This window comes from Ochrobactrum sp. AN78, from assembly GCF_029909885.1.
Lineage (GTDB): Bacteria > Pseudomonadota > Alphaproteobacteria > Rhizobiales > Rhizobiaceae > Brucella > Brucella quorumnocens.
In genome coordinates, this window is the sequence record NZ_JASAMU010000002.1 from 299,660 (window position 1) to 323,149 (window position 23,490).

Consider the following 23,490-nt stretch of genomic DNA (forward strand, 5'->3'; position numbering starts at 1 on the left):
AAGTGCCTTCGACAGTGGTTTACTGCCAATCAACAGCCATCATCGTCGTGAAAGAAAAGGTGGGAGGCTGGCACGGCGACCCGTGCCTGGCTCGTTAGGGCTGCTTCCTTCCGGACCTGACCCGGTTGGCGAGTGGCTCGTCCACCACCAACCTCCCACGCTGCATATCGTCAATTGCGAAGCAAAAAGCAAGCGAAGGGTCAAAAAAAATGATAAGAAATCAGTTATGGAACAGTTTGAACTCGATAAACGGCTTGATGCCGATACTTTTTCAGTCGCCAAGCTCGGCTTGTGCGAACTGCGTCTCATGAATGACAAGCGCTGGCCATGGCTGATCCTCGTGCCGCGCCGCGCAAAACTGGCTGAAATTCACGATATGACGCCGCTCGATCAGACCATGCTGACTTTTGAAGCCGCCATTGTTTCACAAGCGCTCAAGAAGGCAACTGACTGCCACAAGATCAACACCGGCGCTTTGGGCAACATTGTTCGTCAGCTCCATATGCATGTGATTGCGCGCAATGAAGGCGATGCTGGTTGGCCCGGCCCTGTCTGGGGTCATGGCACCCGCGAAACCTATGGCGACACAGATGCGCACACGCTGATCGAAAAAATCCGAACTGCCCTCTAATTCCTCCCTGAAACATTCTCCCGAGATCATCATGGCTTTCCGCCTTTACGACCTGCCGGAAATTGAACCGAGCCGTCTCGTCGGCTTCGCTGGCAACCGCATCGACCGTCTTTCCGAAAAGCGACAGGATGATTCGGCTTTCACCGCACTGGAACTGCCCGAAACGCGGATAATGATTCTGGGCGGAAGCCGACTGCTTCTCAATTACACAAAAGACAGCGCTCCTCGCGCGCTATTTACACTGAAAGAAGCTCAAGCTTTTTTGCCCGATCTGCATGAACCGGTGCTGCTGGGTTTACAGGACGGTGCACCGATGGTTGCACTCACGGCTCCACTTGATCCCGACCAGCTTGAGGCTCCCTATAAGGCGCAGGATTATCGCAGCATTTATATGGAAGGTCTTGTGCCCGCCGATATCATCGGTGCGCTGGCACAGGCTGCAGCCCTAACTGCATGGCATAGCAATCACCGATTTTGCGGACGTTGCGGCACAAAAAGCGAAATGCGCGCCGGTGGTGCAAAACGCGTCTGCCCAAATTGTGGAGCCGAACATTTTCCACGAACCGATCCGGTCGCGATCATGCTGCCCATTCGCGGTGAAAAATGCATTCTGGCACGCAGCGCGCACTTCGCTGCCGGGTCCTATTCTTGCCTTGCAGGTTTTATCGAGCATGGCGAGACGATTGAAGCCGCCGTTCGCCGCGAAAGTTTTGAGGAAATGGGGTTGGCGATCGGGCGCGTTGGCTATCACGCCAGCCAACCATGGCCATTTCCTTATTCACTGATGATCGGTTGCCATGCCGAAGTGCTGTCAGACGATTTCGCAATCGACCGCGCGGAGCTCGAAGATGGCCGCTGGTTCGAAAAAGCTGAAGTGCGTGAGATGCTTGCTGACACACATGAAAATGGGCTGCGTGTCCCGGCAACCGGAGCTATTGCAACCCATCTGATCAGAGCCTGGGCCGAGAACTAGAGCGGCTCAACCGCTTTAGTTCTTTGTTTGCGCATTTTCCCTCCGAAAAAGCGGTTCCCCGTTTTGCGGGAGATGCTGGAATTATTCAGCTGCCAGCAGCTGCGTACCGCGAATGTCGCTCCCCTTATAGACACCAAGTACGCGCACTTCTTTGGAGAAGAATTCAAGTTCTTCCAAAGCGAGCTGCACATTGCGGTCTTCCGGATGACCTTCGATATCCGCGTAGAATTGTGTCGCGATAAACCGGCCGCCCAGCTGATAACTTTCAAGCTTGGTCATGTTAACGCCATTGGTCGCAAAGCCACCCATTGCCTTATATAGCGCGGCGGGCACGTTACGCACACGGAAGACAAACGTGGTGATGATACGTTCGTCTTTTTCCGGGCGCGGTTCCCATTTCTTTGTCTTCGAGAGAACAACGAAGCGGGTCACGTTGTCTTCCGCGTCCTCAACATTTTCCTCTATGATATCAAGACCATAAAGTTCAGCCGCGAGACTAGGTGCAAGAGCTGCCATCGAACGATCCTGCAAATCAGCCACAAGGCGAGCCGCGCCTGCGGTATCGCCTGCGATCACCGGCTTCCAGCCATTACTCCGAATGATGTTGCGGCACTGACCAAGCGCATGGATATGGCTGTGAACCGTCTTGATCTCATCGCGCTTCACACCGGGAAGAACCATGAGCTGGAAATGGATCGGCAAGAAATATTCGCCAACAATGTGCATATCGGCAAGCGGCAGCAGGTAGTGAATATCTGCAACGCGACCCGCAAGCGTGTTCTCGATCGGAATCATCGCAAGATCAGCAGCACCGCTTTCTACAGCGTTAAACGCATCTTCAAAAGTCGGACACGGTAAAGGCTCCATATCGGGAAACATGTTGCGGCAAGCCGTGTCGGAATTGGCGCCCGCTTCACCCTGAAAGGAAATCCGGTTGGTCTTCATCGTGTTCGTACTTTCTCAAATGTCCTCGAAGAGCTGAGGGCTTTCTTGGTTATAAACCCTTTGCGATAATTTCACGTGCCCGGTCAAGATCAGCCTGCGTATCAACGCCCAGCGGAACTGTTTTGACGATCTCTGCGTCAATGCGCATTCCATCTTCAAGTGCACGCAGCTGTTCGAGCTTTTCGCGCTTTTCAAGCGGCGACGGTCCAATCTTCACAAAGCGCTCAAGTGCTGCACGGCGATAAGCATAAAGCCCAATATGATGGTAGAGCGGGCCGTCGCCATAAGGAGCTGTCGCGCGGGTAAAATAAAGCGCACGCAGACGCTCACCGCCGGGCTGTGGTGAACCGACAATCTTCACCACATTCGGATTGATCTTTTCTTCGTCCAGTGTGATTTCGACGCCAAGTGTCGCAATATCTGCAGGCCCATATTCCAAAGGGCGGAGCGCACGACGGATGGTTTCCGGATCGATCGTCGGCAGATCGCCCTGCACATTGATGATCGCCTCAACTTCACCCTGCGGATCAACTTTCTGAAGAGCCTCATAAATGCGATCAGAACCCGATTCATGATCGCCGCGCGTCATAATGACCTCATGACCATGCGCCCGAACAGCTGCAAAAATCTCTTCACTGTCAGTCGCGACCACGGTGCGTCCAAGCGATGCCGCCGCCGCACGATCTGCCACATGCACGATCATCGGCTTGCCGCAAATATCGGCCAGCGGCTTGTTCGGCAGGCGTGTTGAAGCCATCCGCGCCGGTATAAGTGTCAGTGTTTTCAAAGTCTGAAGCATGATCGCCTCTTGGTGTTTAATTTGGCCGTAAAAGGTCTGTTGAAGCCTTCTGGCAATCTTTATCTGCACGGCAAATGCAGCAAAAGTGTCAAAAAGTCACGGGTCTGGAACCCCTTATAGGTGTTGCATCACCCCTGTAAAAGACCTAGTTTCCGCCCGACGCCGGGGAGAGACTTGCCAGCCTTTTAACACAGGTTTTGCATGCCGGCTTTGGAGGGCGTTGAGTAGAGGGAGCGCTGACCGGCGATGAATTCAACCCGGACTAATAAGTTTATCATGGCTTTTCTGGCAACGGTTTTCGTTGTTATGACGACGGGCATTCTGTCCGACACGCTGTTTCATGCGCCAGCCCCTGAGAAGCCAGGTTTCATAATCGAAGCGGCAGAGGCTTCGACTGGTGGGGAAGCTGCACCAGCCAAGGAAGAAGTGTCGATTGCTACACTGATGCAATCCGCTGATCCGGCACGCGGCGAAACCGTCTTCAAGCGTTGCGCAGCATGCCATACAGGCGAAAAGGGTGGCGCCAACAAGGTCGGACCACATCTTTGGGATGTTCTGGACCGTCCGGCTGCCTCTGTTGAAGGCTTTGGCTATTCGGCTGCAATGAAGGAATTCGGCGCAGGCGGGAACAAGTGGGATTATGAACATCTCAACAAGTTCCTCACTTCGCCAAAGGGCTTCATCAAAGGCACGGCTATGGGCTTTGCTGGGGACAAGAAAGACAATGAACGCGCCGATCTGATCGCTTATCTGCGCACATTATCTGACAACCCAGCGCCGCTTCCAACCGCTGACGCGGCTCCTGCTGAAGGCACGGAAGCCAAGCCAGAAGGTGCAGCCCCTGCAGGCGAAGCAGAAAAACCTGCGGAAGCTCCAGCTGGAGAACAGAAGCCTGCCGAACAGGCCCCTGCTCCGGCACAGCCTGCCCCAGCGAACTAAGCTGATTAAATTTCAAGAAAAAGCCGGGTTTCGACCCGGCTTTTTTATTGCCGGCATGTTTTTTCAACTTGTGCCTTTCTTCCTCCGCAAAAACCCATAAAAATCAATTCGACAATATCCGAAGCAGAAACGGAGATGCTGGATGAGAGGTTTTTGGGCGGGAGCGTTCGCGGTCACCATGCTGGCGAGCACGGTATCGTTTAGTTACGCAACGGATGCCGCGCCAGAATGGCGATATGCATCAAGCCTTATCGGCGAGCCCAAATATCCGGCTGATTTCAAGCATTATGATTATGTGAACCCTGATGCACCCAAAGGGGGCGTCCTCAATCAGGTTGCAGTCGGTACGTTCGACAGCCTCAATCCATTCGTGGTTCAGGGTGTTGCCGCCGCAGGCCTCGCCGATTTCGGCGGCGGGATGCTCTACGATACATTGATGACCGATGCGCTTGATCAGGGCTCAACGCAATATCCGTTGATCGCTGAAGCTTTGCAGTATCCTGATGATTTTTCATGGGTGAAATTCAAGCTCAATCCCAATGCCAAATGGCATGATGGAGAACCGATTACCGTCGATGACGTGATCTGGTCGTTTGATATTCTCAAGAAGCAGTCGCCGCTCTATAACAAATATTATGGCGATGTGGAGAAAGCCGAAAAGACCGGCGACCATGAGGTAAAGTTCACCTTCTCGCAGTCAGGCAACCGCGAACTGCCACAGATCGTGGGGCAGCTCGCAATCCTACCCAAGCATTGGTGGGAAGGCAAGGATGCGCAAGGCAAGCAGCGTGACATCAGCCGTCCGACGCTGGAAATTCCACTCGGATCGGCCGCCTACAAGATCAAGAGCATGGTGCCGGGCCGCTCCATCGTGTGGGGACGTGTTGCCGATTACTGGGGCAAGGACCTTGGCGTCAATGTTGGGCGCAACAACTTTGATGAAGTGCGCTACGAATATTACTTCAATGAAGATGCGACGTGGGAGGCCTTCAAAAAAGGTGGCCAGTACGATTATCGTAATGAGAATCGCGCTCAGCGCTGGGCGGAGCAGTATAACTTCCCAGCCGTGCAGCGTGGCGATGTCGTCAAGAAATCCTTTCCGTTCAATGCTGTTGGCCGAATGCAGGGCTATTTCCTGAATACACGCAAGGAGAAATTCAAAGACCCGCAAGTGCGTCAGGCACTGACCTATGCGTTCGACTTTGAAACCATGAACCGCCTGCTGTTCTTCAATCAGTACACGCGCATCAACAGCTATTTCGCGGGCAACGAACTACAGCTGAGCGGTGCACCGACGCCAGAAGAAAAAGCAATTCTTGAAACTGTGAAGGATTCGCTTCCGCCCGAAGCGCTGACTGAAGAATTCAAGCTGCCAGTCTACGATACTCCACAGGCAACGCGCGATAATCTGCGCAAAGCGCTTCAGCTTTTTGGTGAGGCAGGCTGGAAACTGCAAGGTAACAAGCTCGTTGATGCCAATGGTCAGCAGTTCACGATCGAATTTCTTGGTAAAGATCCAACCGACGAGCGCATCTATAACCCGTTTGCCGCAAGCCTACGCAAGATCGGTATCAATGCGACTGTGCGTATTGTCGATACAGCTCAATACCAGGCCCGCGTCAATGATTTCGATTATGACGTAATCACTTCGATCACGGCACAGACTGCCTCTCCTGGCAACGAGCAGCGCGATATGTGGGGCTCGAAAGCCGCCGACTTCAAAGGCAGCCGCAATTATGCGGGTATCAAGAACCCGGCCATCGACAAGCTGATCGACCGCATCATCTATGCCAAGGATCGTGATGAGCTGGTGGCGGCGAGCCACGCGCTCGACCGCACATTGCTGTGGAACTATTACGTCATTCCACAATGGTATTCAGACCACATCAACGTCGCCTATTGGAACAAATTCGGCATGCCGGAACAGCAACCCGACTATCTTGGGATTGACCCATTCTCGTGGTGGATCGACCCGACGAAAGAAGCCAAGCTTAAAAACAATTCCGACTAGAGTGGCCTCAATTAAGATTGAATGGTTGAAACCGTTCTATCTATTTGTTTTTACGCATTATCCTACGCAAAACCGCTTCGCACTTTTGCTGAAAATGCTTTAAGGACGCCTTTCCAATGTCGGGCTTTCATCTCAATCGCCGCCATTTCCTTGGACTTTCAGGCAGTGCCGCTCTCGCAGCCTGCTTTCCGGAAATTGCTGTTGCAAAGCTCCCCACAGACAAGCCCTTGCATGGTCTATCTGCCTTCGGCGAACTGAAGTATCCGCCCGATTTCGCCCATTTCGACTATGTGAACCCCGATGCGCCAAAGGGTGGTACCTTTACGCTGGCGCCATCCACATGGGTGTGGAACCAGAACACGGAGACTTTCAATACGCTAAACACGCTGACGTTCAAGGGGGATGCGCCGCCGCGCATGGAGCTGACCTTCGACACATTGATGGTGTCAGCACTTGATGAGCCCGACGCTGTTTATGGCCTGATCGCTGAAAATGTAACACTATCCAAAGACCATCAGACCTGCCTCTTCAAGCTGCGCAAAGAAGCTCGTTTTCACGATGGTTCGCCAATTGAAGCGAAGGATGTTGTGTTCACTTACGAGACGCTTAAGGAAAAGGGACATCCGCAATTAAGGCAGATTCTTGCAGCGCTCGAAGCTGTAAAAGAAATCAGTGAACGCGAAGTGCAGATGCATTTTTCGGCTGAAAGTGGCCCCAATGCCATTCTCGACGCAGTTACACTGCCAATTCTCTCCAAAGACTGGTTCAAGGAGCGAAATTTCGATGCGACAGGCCTGGAACCGATCCTTGGATCAGGTGCTTATCGCGTCGGGAAAGTCTCTGCCGGGCAAGCGATTGAATATGACCGGGTTGATGATTATTGGGCCAAGGATTTACCAGTGCAGCGCGGCTCCAGCAACTTTGGCCGCATCCGCATTGAGTTCTACCGTGATAGACAGCCAGAATTCGAAGCCTTCAAGAAAGGCAATATCGATTTTCGATCTGAAAACGTAGCAAAGAACTGGGCCACAGCTTACGATTTCCCTGCCATTCAGCAGAATAAGATCATCAAGCGCACATTTCCAAGGGAAAAGCGCCCACTCATGCAGGCGTGGGCGATCAACCAGCGCCGCGAGCGTTTCAGCGACCCACGTGTGCGTGAAGCGATCAATCTGTGCTTCGATTTCGAGTGGACCAATGCAAACCTGTTCTATGATACCTACCAACGGTCGCAATCTAACTTCAACGGTTCCGACTTTCAGGCCGTGGGCATGCCGACTGCTGATGAACTGAAGGTACTTGAACGATTTCGGGGCAAAATTCCCGAAGCGGCCTTTGGCGAAGTCCCTGTCATGCCTGTTTCAGATGGTACAGGCCGCGACCGCAAGCAGTTTTCCCGCGCTATCGAGTTGATGGAAGCTGCAGGCTTTGAGCGAAACAAAGGCCAGTTTCACGGCAAAAACGGTGAAAAATTCACGCTCGAAATTCTAAGCAATTCCGAATCTCTCAATCGGGTCTACAATCCTCTTGTCCAGAAAATGCGCGCCATTGGCATCGATGCCAGTGTACGATTGGTGGATCCGAGCCAATACCAGGCCCGCATGCAGGATTTCGACTTCGATCTCGTCGGCATTGCGATGCAGTTTGGCGCAACGCCCACCAAAGAATCACTGGCTGGCATGTTCGGATCAGAATCAGCCAAAACACCCGGAAGTTATAATCTTCCCGGCACATCTGACCCCATTATCGACGCATTGATCGAGGATGTGGGCAAAGCATCCACGCGTGACGAACTGGTCGCAACAATCAGGGTGCTTGATCGGTACTTGCGTATCAGGCTTGAGTGGATTCCAAATTGGACGGTGGCGAATCACCTGGTAGCTTATTGGGATCGTTTTGGTTTCAAGGAGCCAAAGCCTGATTACGGCTTTCCAGTCGAGACGCTTTGGTGGATTAAAGCATGAGCCCGAAAAGTGGAAACCGGTTTTCGGGATCATGCTCATAATAAACAAGAAGGCAAAAACTGTTGGCAAGCCATAAGAACAAAATGAACATCCGGAGCATTGAAGGCTGATGGGCGCTTATATTTTACGCCGCCTTCTCCTGATGATCCCGACCATCTTGGGCATTATGGCCATATCTTTTGCCGTCGTTCAGTTTGCCCCCGGTGGGCCAGTTGAACGCGTCATTGCTCAGCTTTCCGGTCAGGGTGGCGATGCGTTAGACCGCCTTTCCGGCGGTGGCGGCGACTTCGGCCAGAGTGGCATGGATAGCGGCTCCGTCAACTCCAAATATCGCGGTGCGCAGGGCCTCGACCCGCAATTCATCGCTGATCTTGAAAAGCAATTCGGTTTCGACAAACCACCGCTTGAACGCTTCGGTCTGATGCTCTGGAACTATATGCGCTTCGATTTCGGGCATAGCTATTTCCGCGATATCAGCGTGATCGACCTCATCAAGGAAAAGATGCCAGTGTCGATTTCGCTCGGTCTGTGGCTCACATTCCTGTCCTATCTGATTTCGATCCCGCTTGGCATTCGTAAAGCGATCAAGGAAGGAACGCGTTTCGATACCTGGACCAGTGCGATCATCATCGTCGGCTATGCAATTCCGAGCTTCCTCTTTGCGATCCTGCTGATCGTGCTTTTTGCGGGCGGCTCGTTCTTTGACTGGTTCCCGCTACGCGGCCTGACCTCACCTGATTTCGCGCAAATGTCATTCTGGGGCAAAATCGGCGATTACCTTTGGCATATGGTGCTGCCTGTGACTGCTTTGGTGCTCTCGGCCTTCGCCACCACCACGCTTCTGACCAAGAATTCATTTCTGGAAGAAATCCGCAAGCAATATGTCACGACTGCACGTGCCAAGGGCCTGACCGAAAATCAGGTGCTTTACGGCCATGTTTTCCGCAATGCAATGCTGATCGTGATTGCCGGTTTTCCGGGCGCTTTCATCTCGGCCTTCTTTACTGGCTCGCTGCTGATTGAAACCATCTTCTCGCTCGATGGATTGGGCCTGCTTGGTTATCAATCGATTATCAATCGCGATTATCCGGTCGTGTTTGCCAATCTGTTCATTTTCTCGCTGATCGGGCTTCTCGTCGGACTCCTATCCGATCTCATGTACACATGGATCGATCCGCGCATCGACTTTGACCGGAGGGATGTGTGATGACAGATACCATTCTCACCCCGGCCACAAAACCTGTGAAGCGCCCATTCCTTTCGCCGCTCAACCGCCGCCGTTGGCAGAATTTCAAAGCCAATAAACGCGGTTACTGGTCACTGTGGATTTTCCTGTTTCTGCTTGTTGCAGCGCTCTGCTCCGAGTTTATCGCCAATGACCGCCCCATTCTCGTTTCCTATAAGGGCGAATTGCTGGCGCCGGTTTTTGTCGACTATCCGGAAGAGAAATTTGGCGGCTTTTATGCCGTGACCGATTATCGTGATCCCGTCATTCAGGACGAAATCAACCAGAATGGCTGGGCCATCTGGCCGCCGGTCCGCTATTCCTACAACACCGTCAATAACGATATTCCGGAAGCAGCTCCCTCAAAGCCTTTCTGGCTTTATACCGAGGAGCAGCGCTGCCAGCGTTATCCGCAAGGGGTGAATGATCCCAATTGCATTGTCGGCAATTTCAACTGGCTCGGCACTGATGATCAGGCACGTGATGTCTTTGCGCGTGCGCTTTACGGCTTCCGCATTTCTGTGATGTTCGGCCTGATCCTGACGTTCTTCTCGGCAATCATTGGTGTGACGGCAGGTGCAGTGCAGGGTTATTTCGGCGGCTGGGTTGATCTCATCTTCCAGCGCGTCATTGAAATCTGGTCATCGATTCCGGTGCTTTATTTGCTGCTAATTATAGCTGCGATCTTACCGCCGGGGTTCTGGGTGTTGCTCGGCATCATGTTGCTGTTTTCATGGGTCGCTTTCGTTGGCGTGGTGCGTGCGGAATTCCTGCGCGCCAGAAACTTCGAATATGTGAATGCGGCGCGCGCCCTTGGTGTGAAGAACGGCACAATCATGTGGCGACACCTTTTGCCCAATGCCATGGTTGCAACACTGACCTTCTTACCGTTCATTCTCAATGGCTCCATCACCACACTCACTTCGCTTGACTTCCTTGGGTTCGGATTGCCTCCGGGCTCTGCTTCGCTTGGAGAGTTGCTCGCGCAGGGCAAGAACAACCTTCAGGCGCCGTGGCTTGGTATTACCGGCTTTGTGGTGATCTCATTGATGCTGTCGCTTTTGATCTTTATTGGCGAAGCAACACGCGATGCATTCGATCCACGAAAGGCATTTCAATGAGTGGGCCAACGACCGGATCAATGAATAAAAAGATGCTTCTTTCCGTCCGTGATCTTTCGGTGGCCTTCCGTCAGAACGGCGAGGAGCGAATTTCCGTCGACCACGTTTCCTTCGATATTGCAGAGGGTGAAACCGTGGCACTTGTCGGTGAATCCGGTTCCGGCAAGTCAGTTTCTGCGCTGTCTATTCTCAAGCTCCTGCCTTATCCGGCAGCAAGTCATCCATCCGGTGAAATTCTTTTCAACGGCAAGGATTTGATGACGGCATCAGAGCCTGAATTGCGCCGCGTGCGCGGCAATGATGTCACCATGATTTTTCAGGAGCCGATGACCTCGCTCAATCCGCTGCATTCAGTGGAACGGCAGATCAGCGAAATCCTCAAAATGCATCAGGGTATGGGTGATCAGGCCGCACGTGCACGAACGCTGGAGCTTTTGCACGAGGTTGGCATTCGTGAACCGGAAAAGCGCCTGAGCGCCTTCCCCCACCAACTTTCAGGCGGTCAGCGTCAACGCGTGATGATCGCCATGGCACTTGCCAATAAGCCAAAGCTGCTGATAGCCGATGAACCTACAACCGCGCTCGATGTGACGGTGCAGGCGCAGATATTACAACTTCTCGCAGAGCTTAAAAGCGCTCAGGGCATGTCGATGCTCTTCATCACCCATGATCTTGGTATCGTGCGCAAAATCGCCGATCGGGTTTGTGTGATGAGCAAAGGTAAGATCGTCGAAACCGGTCCGACCAGGGAAATCTTCGACAATCCGCAGCATGAATATACAAAACATCTTCTCGCGGCAGAACCAAAGGGCGAGCCTCCGCTGGCTGATCTCAGCGCAAAGAAGGTGATGGAAGGCAAGGACGTCCGCGTCTGGTTCCCGATAAAGAAAGGGTTCCTGCGCAAGACCGTTGATCATGTGAAGGCAGTGGACGGCATCAATATCGAATTGCGTGCCGGTCAGACGCTCGGCGTTGTCGGAGAATCAGGGTCCGGCAAGACAACACTTGGTCTCGCTCTTTCACGCATGATTTCGTCGCAGGGTGAAATCCGCTTTGAGGGACGCGATATTGCGAAATACAGCTTTAAGGACATGCGCCCGTTGCGTCGCGAAATGCAGATTGTGTTTCAGGACCCATTCGGCTCGCTGAGCCCACGCATGACCATTGCCGATATCATCGCCGAAGGGCTTCTGGTGCATGAGCCGAAGCTGTCGGCCGACGCACGTGATGAACGTGTGGTGGCGGCACTCAAGGAAGTGAACCTCGATCCCGACAGCCGCTTCCGCTATCCGCACGAGTTCTCGGGCGGTCAGCGCCAGCGTGTCGCGATTGCGCGGGCGATGGTTCTCAACCCGAAATTCGTCATGCTGGACGAGCCGACCTCAGCGCTCGACATGAGTGTTCAGGCTCAGGTGGTCGATCTTTTACGCGCATTGCAGAAAAAGCATGACCTGGCTTATCTTTTCATAAGCCACGACTTGAAAGTGGTGCGGGCGCTGGCCAATGATGTGCTGGTGATGCGCAATGGCAAGGCAGTCGAATATGGAACGTCAAAGGAAGTCTTTGCCAATCCAAAAACCGACTATACCAAGGCGTTGATGGCGGCGGCCTTCCACATGGAGGCTACCGAGGGAGAAATAAGACAATGACGACAGCGGACAAAAAAATCTTTCTGTCTTTGACCAACTGGGATCCGGCTATTTGGGTCGACAGCTTTAAGACACACGCGCCTGAGCGCAATGTCGTGACTGAACGTGGCGAAACCGATCCAAGCGTCGAGTATGCGCTCGTCTGGAAGCAGAAGCCCGGCTCGCTGGCCAATCTTCCAAATCTCAAAGTGATTTTCTCGCTCGGTGCTGGCGTTGATCATGTCTTTCACGATCCGCACATTCCAGACGTGCCGCTCGTGCGTGTTATCTCAGATGATCTCACCATGCGCATGACCGAATATGTGGTCTGGCAGGTGCTTGATCACCATCGTCTTGGCGCAAATTACCGCAAACAGCAGAAGAACCGGGTCTGGCATGAAGACCCGCGCCAGCCAGCGGCCCATGAAGTGACTGTCGGTATCATGGGGCTGGGGGTTCTCGGTCGCGATGCAGCAGCCAAGCTCAAGACGCTCGGCTTCAATGTCACCGGCTGGAGCCGTCGCCCCCAGGAAATCGAGGGCGTTCAGAGCTTCAACGGCAAGGAAGGCTTCGTACGCTTTCTCAAAACGGCCGATATTTTCGTCTGTCTTCTGCCTTTGACACCTGACACCAAAGGCATTCTGTCGATGACCATGTTTGCGCAATTGAAAAGCGACGGCCCACTGGGCGCGCCTGTGCTGATCAACGCAGGTCGTGGCGGCTTGCAGAACGAAGCGGATATTCTGGCAGCACTGGATCGCGGTCTGCTTTCGGCTGTAACGCTTGACGTTTTCAATCAGGAACCGCTGCCAGTTGATAGCCCGCTCTGGACACATCCGAAAGTGACGATCACCCCGCATTCGGCTGCAAGCTCGTCAGCATCTGCCATTGTTCCCCAGATCATCCGTCAGATTGAAGCTTTCGAGCGTGACGGAACTTTGGAAAATGTGGTGGATCGCACCACGCAATATTAAGTTAAGTCCTAATTGAAATCTTTCCGTCCTCGCCGACCATCACGTGATGGCCGGCGAGTTTCTTTTGGGCCTCCCGATCATACTCGACGGCAATCGGCACGTCATGTCCCATCTCGCGCGCAACGATGAGACCAAGAAGCAGAATGGCATCTGGTTCGTGCAGAACAATCGCCGCCGGGGCCAGGCCAGCATGAACCAGTTCCAGCAACACGGCTGCCGCAGAAGACGACCCGATGGTGCCCGGCAGGCATAAGACATAACCCGAAATGCTCTGACCATGTTCAGGATGACGAACATCGGCGATACGGCCGGTTTTGGGATCAACACCGCCCCAGAAACTGATAGGGGCTGAGAGGACCAAAGCCTGAGCTTGAGCAGCCTTTCCGGCGACGAGGACGGACGATGTGAAAGTGATTTCACTCACGCTGCCTGCCTCGCAAAAATCGGGCGGCCAGCGACAGCACTCTCAACGCATTCCTCAAGCGACCCATACAGCACGCCATAGCCCGTATTTCCCGGCGCATAATGGGCAAATTTACCCGAATTGGTCATCAGAACGGCATTATCCTTAGTTGGCAAAATAGGTGTGACAACAACGCAAGTATCAGCGACAATCACAACGCCTGCTTTTTCAAGCAGTTGTCTGCGCCCATTCTTTTCCAGTTCCACAAGAGCATGTCGTCCGGTGCAGGCATAAAGCGGCACGGCCAGCTTGCGGGCAGCAATGGCATTTTCAAGACGGTCGAACTCAGCAATCGACAAATGCGGACTGCCAATAGCAACCGCATCAATCGCATCCACATGGTCGACCGTCGACAAACGTTTGCGCGTGGCCTCAATCATTTCCTGCGTCACATGGATGATGCGTTCAGGCCTCTGATGCTGAAGGGCGGTTTCAAGATCGGGTGCTTCCGGCGTTACACCGGCAACATGGAAAAGCCCGACTGAACCCACCGAGGCTGCGGCAGCACCAAAAGCTTTCAGTGCATCTTCATCCGGGTGCACACGGGCTCCAGCCACCACGCCAATATTTGTGCCCATACTGCGCCCAAACAGGTTGCCTAGAATCGGCCATGCGACCTCAGAACCAAGAAACGCAGGATTGATTGCCGAAATATCGAGAACGACCGTCGCGCGACGATTCTCAGTTCGATGCAGCCCGTAATCCGGCGCACGACCAGCGATAGCACAAGCTATATCGAGGAAATCGCCATAACGGTTGGTCCGTGCGCCCAGCACGGAATTACAAAAAACAACGGCATTCGATTCGCCCCAGGCAACATCGGTTCCTTTTTCCGGGCGATGACCCGCCTGATAAGGCGCACAAGTCCAAGTCGGCTCGCAACCAAGCTTGATATAGGCGCGCATCATGCGCTTGGCCATTTCCGCCTCATGCTGCGGCAGGAGATTGTGCGAGCAACCGGTGAGATCGATGGAACCAACATTCAGCGTTGCGCGCACTTTGGTTTTCGCACCACCATCAACCAGCCTTTCGGCAAACAGCGTACCGCTGTCCCCATGATAGAGCGCACCATCAATATGAGCTGAAGCAATTGGGATAAGACGCGGTGCGCCCATCAGTCGTGCTGTATCAGCCACAATACGCATAGCCATCGCGGCACCTTCGCCCTCAGCACCGGACGCTATCGACTGCTCTTCATGCGTTAATGTCAGTGCCACGTGTGATCTCCTTGCGCATGGTGATCGATGTCGTGCGCGTAAAGCCAGTATGAGCCGTCTCCGCTACCTTGCGATAGCCTAATTTCTCAAAGACCGCATGGTTGCGCGTAAGCTCAATGCGGGTCTGCAGCTCCATCACGGGTTTGCCACACGTTACTGCATGCTGCTCAACCTTTTCCACGAGGTTGCGCCCAGTCCCCTGACCTTCAAAGCCACGGGCGACTGCGAGCTTGCCAAGATAGAAGTGATCATCTTTTTCCTTGATGAACACACAGCCTGCCAGTTCTTCACCAATGAAAGCTGCAAATCCCGTTTCGTCTTTCGCCTTCTCCTGCAGATTATCTGCCGTCAGATGGCGTGCGGAAGATGGTGGATCAATAATACCATCCATATAGGCAAAACTCTCCTGAATGAGCCGGAGAAGATCTTTCCAGCGATCAAAATCCGAACCGATGAGGCAAATGCGGAGAGCCGTCATTTGGGTTTACGTGCCTTATAGCGAATGATTTCGAACCGCACATTCAATGCATTGTAGAGCAGAAGCCGACCAACAAGAGGCTCACCAATACCGGTCACCAGCTTGATCACTTCCATGGCCTGCAAACTGCCAATCACCCCCGGTAAAACGCCTAAAACGCCAGCTTCTGCACAAGTCGGCACTGAGCCCGGTGGCGGCATGTCTGGAAACAGATCGCGATAAGATGGATTGGGATTGCCGTCAGCACCACTGGCATAAGGCATAAGCACCGTGACTGTTCCATCAAAGCGATCCATAGCGCCCGTCACCAGAGGGCGCCCAGCCAAGGCTGCAGCGTCAGCCAGCGCATAACGGGTAGCAAAATTGTCAGAGCCATCGACAACAACGTCGTAATCGCTGATGAGAGCTTGTGCGTTCTCGGCATTGAGCCGCAACGAATAGCCTTTGACCTTCACATGCGGATTAATGCGAGCAATAGAGACCTTCGCACTCTCGACCTTCGTTTGACCGACGCTTTCCGTATCGTGGATCACCTGCCTTTGCAGGTTCGACAATGAAACCGTATCGTCATCGACGAGGCCGAGCGTGCCTATACCGGCAGCGGCCAGATATTGCAGCACAGGCGCGCCAAGTCCGCCTGCGCCCACAACAAGGACGCGAGCAGCTTTCAGCATTTGCTGACCTGGGCCACCGATTTCCGGCAGCACAATATGGCGCGCATAGCGCTCCAGTTCTTCGGATGAAAAGGGCTTTGATGGTGCATTCATGATGCTTGAACATAGGCCCGCTCAAATGACCTGTCAGCGATTATTTTTAGATTCTTGTCAGTTCGCCCGCCGCCACGTTGAAAAACTGCGCGTCGCCTTCTAGCGCTTCGAACAGCGACCGGTCGGTGCCAGTCATGAAGGCCTGCCCACCAAGATCATCCAGAATTCCGAACAGAGCGGCACGGCGCCCGATATCGAGGTGAGCCGCAATTTCATCAAGCAGCAGAATCGGCGCCATGCCCGAAAGCTCGCCCGTCAACCTTGCATGCGCCAGAATGAGGCCGATCAGCAACGCCTTCTGCTCGCCGGTAGAGCAAAGTGCTGCAGGCATGGATTTGGGCCGATGCTGAACAATGAGATCAGTACGATGCGGGCCATCCAAAGTGCGTCCGGCAGCGCGATCCCGAGCACGCCCGTCGCGCAATGTGCGCCGAAAATCCTCTTCAAGATCAAGGGCTGCTTCCAAACTAATCCGTTGTTCAAGCGATCCTTCGAGAAAGCAATCCGCTTTGGGAAATGGACCGTCACTGGGAAGCCGCTCAATCATCGCAGCAATCATACGCATTGCTTCAGCGCGCGCAGCAGCGATCGCGATGCCAAGTTCGGCCATTTGGCTTTCAATCGCTTCCAGCCACTGATTATCGCTGTTTCCGTCGCTCAACAGACGATTGCGAGAACGCATCGCCTTTTCATAATCAAGCACGCGCTTGCCGTGACTGGTATCGATTGCCAACACCATGCGATCGAGAAACCGTCGCCGATCCGATGCGCCGCCGGTAAACAGCCCGTCCATCGACGGAACAACCCAGAGAACGCGCGCATAATCAAGGAGTTCATCGCCTGATGCGGCAATACCATTGATACGGACCTTGCGGCCACCTTCGCCGCCACCTGCAGTACCTGTGCCGATTTCGACATCGCCATAAATCATACAATCGAGTGATGCGTGGATGGCAAAGCCATCATGCTTAATTTCGGGCCCATTCGTTCGCGCGACATCATCATAGGATGCGCGCCGCAATCCCCTGCCCGGAGACAGGAAGGACAAAGCCTCAATGAGATTGGTTTTGCCTGAACCGTTTTCGCCAGTCAGCACAACATGGCCGGAGCCAAGCGGCAACGTGAGTTCCGAATAATTACGGAAATCAGAAAGTTTAAGCCGCCGGACCGAGACTCGATCCGGACGGCTTAGATTTGGTTCAGAGATGCTCACGATCTGTTTTCTTTAAGGTCCTAAACACGCATCGGCATCAGGACATAAAGCACATCTTCGTCACCCGTATCGCGCACGAGTGTCGGCGAACCGGCATCGGCCAGCATGAAGACTGCTTCGGAACCGGAAAGCTGGCTTGTGATGTCGAGCAGGTACTTTGAGTTGAAGCCGATATCGATCGGATCAGCATCGTAATCGGCAGCCAGTTCGTCAGTAGCACTACCCGAATCGGGATTGTTGACCGTCAGTGTCAGCTGGCCATCGGCAATAGAAAGCTTAACCGCACGGCCACGTTCGCTCGAAATGGTGGAAACGCGATCAACAGAAGCCGCAAAATCCTGACGGCTGATCGTGAGCCTCTTGTCATTGCCCGAAGGAATCACGCGCTGATAATCCGGGAATGTGCCGTCGATCAACTTGGAAGTTAGAACGACGGAACCAACTGTAAAGCGAATCTTCGCATCTGACAGTTCAACCGACACAACAGTGTCCGGCACATCAACGAGCTTCTGCAGTTCAGCAACAGTTTTGCGCGGAATGATGATGCCTGGCATTCCTTCCGTGCCCGACGGTGCTTCCAGCTCAGCGCGAGCAAGACGATGACCATCGGTTGCAACTGCGCGCAGCTTCAGTGCACCGTCGCTTTCAATGGCATGGAAATAGATACCGTTGAGATAATAGCGGGTTTCTTCCGTCGAGATCGCAAACTGTGTGCGGTCGATGAGGCGCTTTAAAGCCTGCGCATCGATGCGGAAGGAATGCGAGAACGAACCGGCTGTCAGTTCCGGGAAATCAGACTGTGGCAGGCACTGCAAGCGGAACGATGACTTGCCCGAAATGACGGACATCGAGCCGCCATCGGGGTTGGTCGACAGCATGACTTCTGCGCCATCAGGCAGCTTGCGCACGATATCGTAGAGAAGATGCGCTGGAACCGTTGTTGCTCCGGCCTGTTCGACCATGGCAGCGGTTGCTTCGTTCACTTCAAGATCAAGGTCCGTTGCCTTGAGCGCGAGGCTTGCGCCTTCGGCTTGCAAAAGCACATTGGACAGAATCGGAATCGTGTTGCGACGCTCCACGACACGGTGGACGTGGTTGAGTGACTTGAGAAGGTTTGATCGCTCTAGGGTAACACGCATATTGAAACGCACTCGCTCTCTAGGACAGGGCAACCGCGTAACGGGCAGATGCCCCCATCAATAAGGCGCCTTAGCGCCAGAAGGTTTGCTAAAGTGGCAGATTTTTGAGCCGAAAAGCAAGCCCACGCCGCATCGCAAAACGACACGGCGCAGGCTTTTTAACGAATTTCTACAGATCAAGCAGCCTGATCGTTGATGAGGCGCTTCAGCAGCTCGAGTTCCTGCGCCAGCTTGCCATCGGCACCGACCAGATCTTCGATCTTACGCACAGCATGAAGCACAGTGGTGTGATCGCGCCCACCAAAACGACGACCGATTTCCGGCAGCGAACGCGGAGTCAGCATCTTGGCCAGATACATGGCAACCTGACGCGGCTTCACAATGGTGCGTGTGCGGCGATTCGAAAGCAGATCCTGCTTCGACACATTGTAATGACGTGCCACGATACGCTGAATTTCTTCAATGCGAATACGCTTAGGTTCGCCAACGCGGGTCAGATGGCCGAGGAGTTCATCGACACGGTCGATGGACAGGTTTGGCTCGAATGACTGGCGGAACAGAAGCTGGTTGAAAGCGCCTTCCAGCTCGCGACCCGACCCGGTGACGGTGCGAGCAACATGCGCGAGAATTTCATCGTCAATGTTGAGGCTTGAATCTTCAAGCTGTGCGGTCGTGAGGCGACGACGCAGCATTTCAACACGCATTTCGTAATCAGGTGCTGCAACTTCAAGAGCAACGCCACCCTGAAGGCGCGAGCGAACGCGGACATCAAGTGATTCCAGCTCCGATGGCGGGCGGTCTGCTGCAACAACAACTTGCTTGGCGCTATCGAGCAGCGTGTTGAGAAGATGACAGAACTCATGCTGGATCGACTTGCCCTGCAGAAACTGCATGTCGTCGATGACGAGCAGGTCGATGTCACGCAGCTGTTCCTTGAAAGAAAGCGCATTGTTGTCGCGAATCGCAGTCGCAAAACGCCACATGAAATATTCGGCAGTCAGGTAAACGACGCGGGCCTTTTCCTGACGCTGCAGGGCAGCCGCCGCAATCGCCTGCAAAAGGTGAGTCTTACCAAGACCGACAGATGCATGGATGAAAAGCGGGTTGAAGCGCACGGCACTTGAGCCTGCTTCTGCAATGGTGCGGGCAGCAGCAAGAGCCACGCGGTTGGATGCACCATCGATGAAAGAATCAAACGTGTAACGCGGATCGAGCGGGGAGCCGAGAACCGAACCGGAAGCCGATTCTGCCACGACAGCGGAGCCACGCTTTTCAGCGCTTGGCTGACCAACTGGGAAAACGACCTTTTCACGCATGGCGGAAGGTGACTTGGCGTCAATGGCTTCGTTGGTTTCAGCAGGTGCTGCAGTGCGAACGACACGGCTCACTCCGCGCACAACCACTTCAACTTTGAGAATCTGCGGGTGTTCTTCCTGCCATAGTTCGGTCAGCAGTTCAGAATAATGATTGTTAATCCATGAGCGAAGGAAAGCTGTCGGAACCGACAGGCGAACCACGCTTTTGGACAGATCGTCGAGCTTCAGACGGCCAAACCAGCTTGAATAGATCTCGCTGCCGACGCGGGCTTTCAGCTTTGCTGTCAGACGTTCGAAAACGTCATCACCGACGACATTACCAGCGCTCACCATGAGGCTGTTTTCTTTTCCAGTAGCAGAAGATCCATGGATACGGTTCGCATGCGCATCATCACCCATCGTTGCCGTCGACTTACCAGTCATCATTGCCATCGTCTCGCCTGCCTTCACATTCTTACGCGCCATTTTTGCGGCGCTTGTCGTTATTTCCTGCATTAGGTCCGCCGGACCTTATGATCCAGTCGCCTCGCGGGTACTCACTTCACACTGGCCCTTAACTCAGAGGGCCAAACACAAACTCAAACAGTCCACACTTCAAACAGCTGTCGTGGATCGGTGCCCGGATGCTCCTTTCCGGCTACGCGTTACGACTCATACAATTCTTACTCAAGGCTGATTGCCCGGAACGGGTCTTGCGACAACCATTCAATTAACGAAGATGCGCCTAAAACAGCATTCCGGTTAATGAATGGTAAGCAATAGCCATGAGAGACAAACTTAATAGGAACAGGGCCTTAAAGACCAGAACTCAGCACCCGCGGACAAGACTGCCCACGTCAATTGAAGACTCAATGTGATGCTAACTCCGGGCCGTGGGCCCACCCCTCTGATGTCCTGACTTTAGCGAAGCCTCGCGGCAAAGAGCAAGCCTAAGATCTGCAGTTTTTTCTTCAATTAAGACTTGCATGGTCGATGCCGTGGGCCAGAGAATCGGGCGTCAAAGAAATAACACCTTTGGATTCAATGCGTTTCCCGAACCGATTTTTTAGGTGGCCACGATATGTTCTCCGACAAAATAAATTTTAAAAAAATGGCTTGACTCAGACGGTCTTCCGAGTCCCTTGCGAGCCCTGTGGATAACTGTGGATAAAGATTTGCAAGTTTTTGAAAATAAAGAGAAATTTCCGTCATTCATTTTTCCGAGAGCTTGGAAATTATTGAAATAATATAAAATATCTCTAAAAAACATGCCCCTAGTTTAATGGGTGCTGTTCTTTAAAAAAGTTCCAAAAAAGAAAACCCGGCTAACAATGAGCCGGGTTTCTAAAACCTAGTTTTAATTTTAGGTTATATTAGGCGTTCAATGCCTTAACGCGTGCAGCAAGGCGCGAAACCTTACGAGCAGCGGTATTCTTGTGAACGACGCCCTTTGAAGCAGCGCGCATCAGTTCAGGCTCAGCAGCCTTGAAAGCAACCGATGCTGCTTCCTTGTCGCCGCTCAAGAGCGCATCTTCAACCTTGCGGAGGAAGGTACGAACGCGCGAGCGACGCGACTTGTTGATTTCGGTGCGGGCAGTGATCTTGCGCACTGCCTTCTTGGCCGAAGGAGTATTGGCCATAAATGCCTCTCTTTTTCTGTCAGCAGCCCACTGGATATAACCGTCGGGCACAAAACCTCTAGGGCAGCCATAGTGCCTAGGGCCGCCGATCCGTGGCGGGCTTATAGATCAGCTTTGCTCCCGCGTCAACGAGGATTCTGACGAGCAACTAAGCCAAAAGGCCGGATACGCGGCCTTCCGGCTTAAATTCGAGCCTCAAATAAAGCCCACCCGGCTAAACTGCCGCGGTCTGATTGCCTCTTATGATCAGACGATCAGCGATTCTTGAAGGATGGCGTGCGCTTATCGATGAAAGCGGACATGCCTTCTTTCTGGTCCTCAGTGGCAAAAAGCGAATGAAACAGCCGGCGCTCAAAACGCAGTCCTTCATCAAGTGTGGTCTCATAGGAACGGTTGACCGATTCCTTCACCATCTGAACTGAAGGCTGCGAGAAGGAGGCAATGCGCTCGGCAGCTTTCAATGCTTCCTCGATCAGTTCTTCAGGCGCCACAAGGCGCGAGACAAGACCACAACGCTCGGCTTCTTCCGCATCCATCATGCGACCGGTCAGACACATATCCATGGCTTTGGATTTACCGACATAGCGCGCAAGGCGCTGTGAGCCGCCCATGCCCGGCATAACGCCAAGCGTGATTTCCGGCTGTCCGAATTTGGCATTAGTGGCTGCAATAATGAAATCGCACATCATAGCGAGCTCGCAACCGCCGCCCAGTGCATAGCCCGACACGGCTGCAATGATCGGCTTGCGCACACGATCCACTTTGCACCAATCGGCAAACATGTCCTGCAAATAGGCGTCAACGAAGTTGATCGGCTGCATTTCCTTGATATCGGCGCCGGCCGCAAAAGCTTTTTCCGAACCGGTGAGCACGATCGCTCCGATTTTACCATCGGTGTCGAAAGCAGCCAGGGCTTCGGTCAGCTCTTTAAGAACTGTACTGTTGAGCGCATTGAGCGCCTGCGGTCTATTAAGGCGAACAAGACCAACGCCACCGCGCGTCTCAACAACGATCGTTTCATAGGCCATGGAATAGTTCTCCTCCTTCATCAGATCAGAATTTGCTGGACAAGGTGTACTGCCGGTTTCCGTTTGGCAAGATCAGCCAAATATCAACTTTGACATGATGCGCAGAAAAAGGTCGATCGACCCGCCTGCACTGCGCGCTCAATCATGCCTGTGCAGCCCGGAGCACGACAAGGTTGCGCCTCGCGCCCATAGACCGAGAATGAGTGCTGAAAATAACCAAGGGCACCATCGGCCTGAATATAGTCTTTCAAACTCGATCCACCAGCGGCGATGGCTTCTGCAATTACGGTGCGGATATCCTCGGCAAGGCGATCAAGCGTCTTCTTGTCTTTCGCAAGAGAACCTGCCGCACGCATGGGCGAAAGCCGCGAACGCCACAAAGCCTCGCAAACATATATATTGCCAAGCCCTGCGATCAGTCGCTGATCGAGCAGTGCCGCCTTTAATGGCGTCTTGCGACCTTCAAAGAGTGTGCCCAGTAATTCGCCGGAAAGCCGGTTGCCTGTCGGCTCAATGCCAAGCCCTTTGAGCAAAGGATGATCATCAAGCGCGCCTTTTTCAGCAAAGAGCATGAAACCAAAGCGCCTGGGGTCATTATAGATGATGCGCGCTTTTGAGCCATCCTGGCGCAACATATGAAAGACGACATGGTCATGTTTGGCGATTTTGGATCGCTCATGGTGAAAACCGCCGGGCATGCCCTCTGCATCATCCGCTTCAATGCGAAACGAACCGGACATGCCAAGATGGCTGATAATAGACAGCCCGTCATCCAGATGCATGGTCAGATATTTCGCACGGCGTCCCAGCGCCTCGATACGATGGCCTGATATGCGCTCTATGAATTGATCGGGAAAAGGAAACCGCAGATCGGGTCTGTTTTGCTCCACCCGCTCGACATTTGCGCCTTCCATGAAGGGCTGCAACCCACGGCGAACCGTCTCGACCTCTGGCAATTCCGGCATTGATACTCTTCCCAGCAAATAGTTCAGCCAGACTCATATAAGCCCCAGCAACTGCATTTGCCATCCGTTAACCCA

21 protein-coding genes and 1 other RNA gene are annotated in these 23,490 nt (G+C 53.4%); 9 read left to right on the forward strand and 13 right to left on the reverse strand.

The window, feature by feature from the left end:
- Positions 1-59: 59 nt before the first annotated feature.
- An RNA gene (ffs, locus tag QBD00_RS04955) (signal recognition particle sRNA small type) lies at positions 60-156 on the reverse strand.
- Positions 157-226: 70 nt separating this feature from the next.
- On the opposite strand from ffs, the gene QBD00_RS04960 reads away from it, so the two are divergent.
- Both QBD00_RS04960 and nudC read left to right on the forward strand, forming a co-directional pair.
- Positions 227-631, forward strand: a complete 405-nt coding sequence (locus QBD00_RS04960; protein ID WP_095445796.1) for an HIT domain-containing protein — start codon at positions 227-229, stop codon at positions 629-631.
- Positions 632-662: 31 nt separating this feature from the next.
- A complete protein-coding gene (gene nudC, locus QBD00_RS04965) occupies positions 663-1,604 on the forward strand; it encodes an NAD(+) diphosphatase (RefSeq protein WP_318578801.1) in 942 nt (313 codons plus the stop codon).
- Positions 1,605-1,685: 81 nt separating this feature from the next.
- On the opposite strand, the gene QBD00_RS04970 is transcribed toward nudC, so the two are convergent.
- Positions 1,686-2,549 carry a prephenate dehydratase gene (locus QBD00_RS04970; RefSeq protein WP_264230487.1) on the reverse strand — a complete coding sequence of 288 codons (864 nt, stop codon included), beginning with the start codon at positions 2,547-2,549 and terminating at the stop codon, positions 1,686-1,688.
- Positions 2,550-2,598: 49 nt separating this feature from the next.
- The gene (locus QBD00_RS04975; RefSeq protein ID WP_318578802.1) at positions 2,599-3,348 is read right to left on the reverse strand and encodes a 3-deoxy-manno-octulosonate cytidylyltransferase; all 750 of its coding nucleotides are present in this window, start codon (positions 3,346-3,348) and stop codon (positions 2,599-2,601) included.
- A gap of 246 nt (positions 3,349-3,594) precedes the next feature.
- Here QBD00_RS04975 and QBD00_RS04980 point away from each other — a divergent pair, with 246 nt between their 5' ends.
- From QBD00_RS04980 to QBD00_RS05010, 7 genes are all read left to right on the forward strand, one after another.
- Positions 3,595-4,287: a cytochrome c family protein gene (locus QBD00_RS04980; protein WP_318578803.1), complete on the forward strand. Its 693-nt coding sequence runs from the start codon at positions 3,595-3,597 to the stop codon at positions 4,285-4,287.
- 142 nt (positions 4,288-4,429) lie between these two features.
- Positions 4,430-6,298, forward strand: a complete 1,869-nt coding sequence (locus tag QBD00_RS04985) for an extracellular solute-binding protein (RefSeq protein WP_318578804.1) — start codon at positions 4,430-4,432, stop codon at positions 6,296-6,298.
- Positions 6,299-6,414: 116 nt separating this feature from the next.
- Positions 6,415-8,262, forward strand: a complete 1,848-nt coding sequence (locus tag QBD00_RS04990) for an extracellular solute-binding protein (RefSeq protein WP_318578805.1) — start codon at positions 6,415-6,417, stop codon at positions 8,260-8,262.
- Positions 8,263-8,371: 109 nt separating this feature from the next.
- Positions 8,372-9,469 carry a microcin C ABC transporter permease YejB gene (locus tag QBD00_RS04995; RefSeq protein ID WP_024898308.1) on the forward strand — a complete coding sequence of 366 codons (1,098 nt, stop codon included), beginning with the start codon at positions 8,372-8,374 and terminating at the stop codon, positions 9,467-9,469.
- Positions 9,469-10,608: an ABC transporter permease gene (locus tag QBD00_RS05000; RefSeq protein ID WP_095445789.1), complete on the forward strand. Its 1,140-nt coding sequence runs from the start codon at positions 9,469-9,471 to the stop codon at positions 10,606-10,608. Before QBD00_RS04995 ends, QBD00_RS05000 begins: the two co-directional genes overlap by 1 nt.
- The gene (locus QBD00_RS05005) at positions 10,605-12,257 is read left to right on the forward strand and encodes an ABC transporter ATP-binding protein (RefSeq protein ID WP_412534984.1); all 1,653 of its coding nucleotides are present in this window, start codon (positions 10,605-10,607) and stop codon (positions 12,255-12,257) included. Before QBD00_RS05000 ends, QBD00_RS05005 begins: the two co-directional genes overlap by 4 nt.
- On the forward strand, positions 12,254-13,210 hold the full coding sequence (locus QBD00_RS05010; RefSeq protein WP_318578807.1) for a glyoxylate/hydroxypyruvate reductase A: 957 nt from the start codon (positions 12,254-12,256) through the stop codon (positions 13,208-13,210). The genes QBD00_RS05005 and QBD00_RS05010 overlap by 4 nt, the downstream gene beginning before the upstream one ends.
- Before the next feature lies 1 nt (position 13,211).
- On the opposite strand, the gene QBD00_RS05015 is transcribed toward QBD00_RS05010, so the two are convergent.
- From QBD00_RS05015 to mutM, 10 genes are all read right to left on the reverse strand, one after another.
- A complete protein-coding gene (locus tag QBD00_RS05015; RefSeq protein WP_095447816.1) occupies positions 13,212-13,625 on the reverse strand; it encodes an aconitase X swivel domain-containing protein in 414 nt (137 codons plus the stop codon).
- Between the two features lie 5 nt (positions 13,626-13,630).
- Positions 13,631-14,890, reverse strand: a complete 1,260-nt coding sequence (locus QBD00_RS05020) for an aconitase X catalytic domain-containing protein (protein WP_318578808.1) — start codon at positions 14,888-14,890, stop codon at positions 13,631-13,633.
- Complete coding sequence (locus QBD00_RS05025; RefSeq protein ID WP_095445786.1) at positions 14,868-15,368, reverse strand: GNAT family N-acetyltransferase; 501 nt, start codon at positions 15,366-15,368, stop codon at positions 14,868-14,870. Before QBD00_RS05025 ends, QBD00_RS05020 begins: the two co-directional genes overlap by 23 nt.
- Positions 15,365-16,135 (reverse strand): molybdopterin-synthase adenylyltransferase MoeB, encoded by a 771-nt coding sequence (locus QBD00_RS05030; protein WP_318578809.1) that lies wholly within the window; start codon positions 16,133-16,135, stop codon positions 15,365-15,367. The genes QBD00_RS05025 and QBD00_RS05030 overlap by 4 nt, the downstream gene beginning before the upstream one ends.
- 46 nt (positions 16,136-16,181) lie before the next feature.
- Positions 16,182-17,348 (reverse strand): DNA replication/repair protein RecF, encoded by a 1,167-nt coding sequence (recF, locus tag QBD00_RS05035; protein ID WP_264230478.1) that lies wholly within the window; start codon positions 17,346-17,348, stop codon positions 16,182-16,184.
- Positions 17,349-17,368: 20 nt separating this feature from the next.
- Positions 17,369-18,487: a DNA polymerase III subunit beta gene (gene dnaN / locus QBD00_RS05040; RefSeq protein ID WP_318578810.1), complete on the reverse strand. Its 1,119-nt coding sequence runs from the start codon at positions 18,485-18,487 to the stop codon at positions 17,369-17,371.
- A 176-nt stretch (positions 18,488-18,663) separates the two neighbouring features.
- Complete coding sequence (dnaA, locus tag QBD00_RS05045) at positions 18,664-20,229, reverse strand: chromosomal replication initiator protein DnaA (RefSeq protein WP_095445782.1); 1,566 nt, start codon at positions 20,227-20,229, stop codon at positions 18,664-18,666.
- Positions 20,230-21,155: 926 nt separating this feature from the next.
- Positions 21,156-21,422: a 30S ribosomal protein S20 gene (rpsT, locus tag QBD00_RS05050; RefSeq protein ID WP_095447814.1), complete on the reverse strand. Its 267-nt coding sequence runs from the start codon at positions 21,420-21,422 to the stop codon at positions 21,156-21,158.
- Between the two features lie 254 nt (positions 21,423-21,676).
- Positions 21,677-22,450 (reverse strand): enoyl-CoA hydratase, encoded by a 774-nt coding sequence (locus QBD00_RS05055; RefSeq protein ID WP_318578811.1) that lies wholly within the window; start codon positions 22,448-22,450, stop codon positions 21,677-21,679.
- An 83-nt stretch (positions 22,451-22,533) separates the two neighbouring features.
- Positions 22,534-23,415, reverse strand: a complete 882-nt coding sequence (mutM, locus tag QBD00_RS05060; protein ID WP_318578812.1) for a bifunctional DNA-formamidopyrimidine glycosylase/DNA-(apurinic or apyrimidinic site) lyase — start codon at positions 23,413-23,415, stop codon at positions 22,534-22,536.
- Between the last annotated feature and the right edge of the window lie 75 nt (positions 23,416-23,490).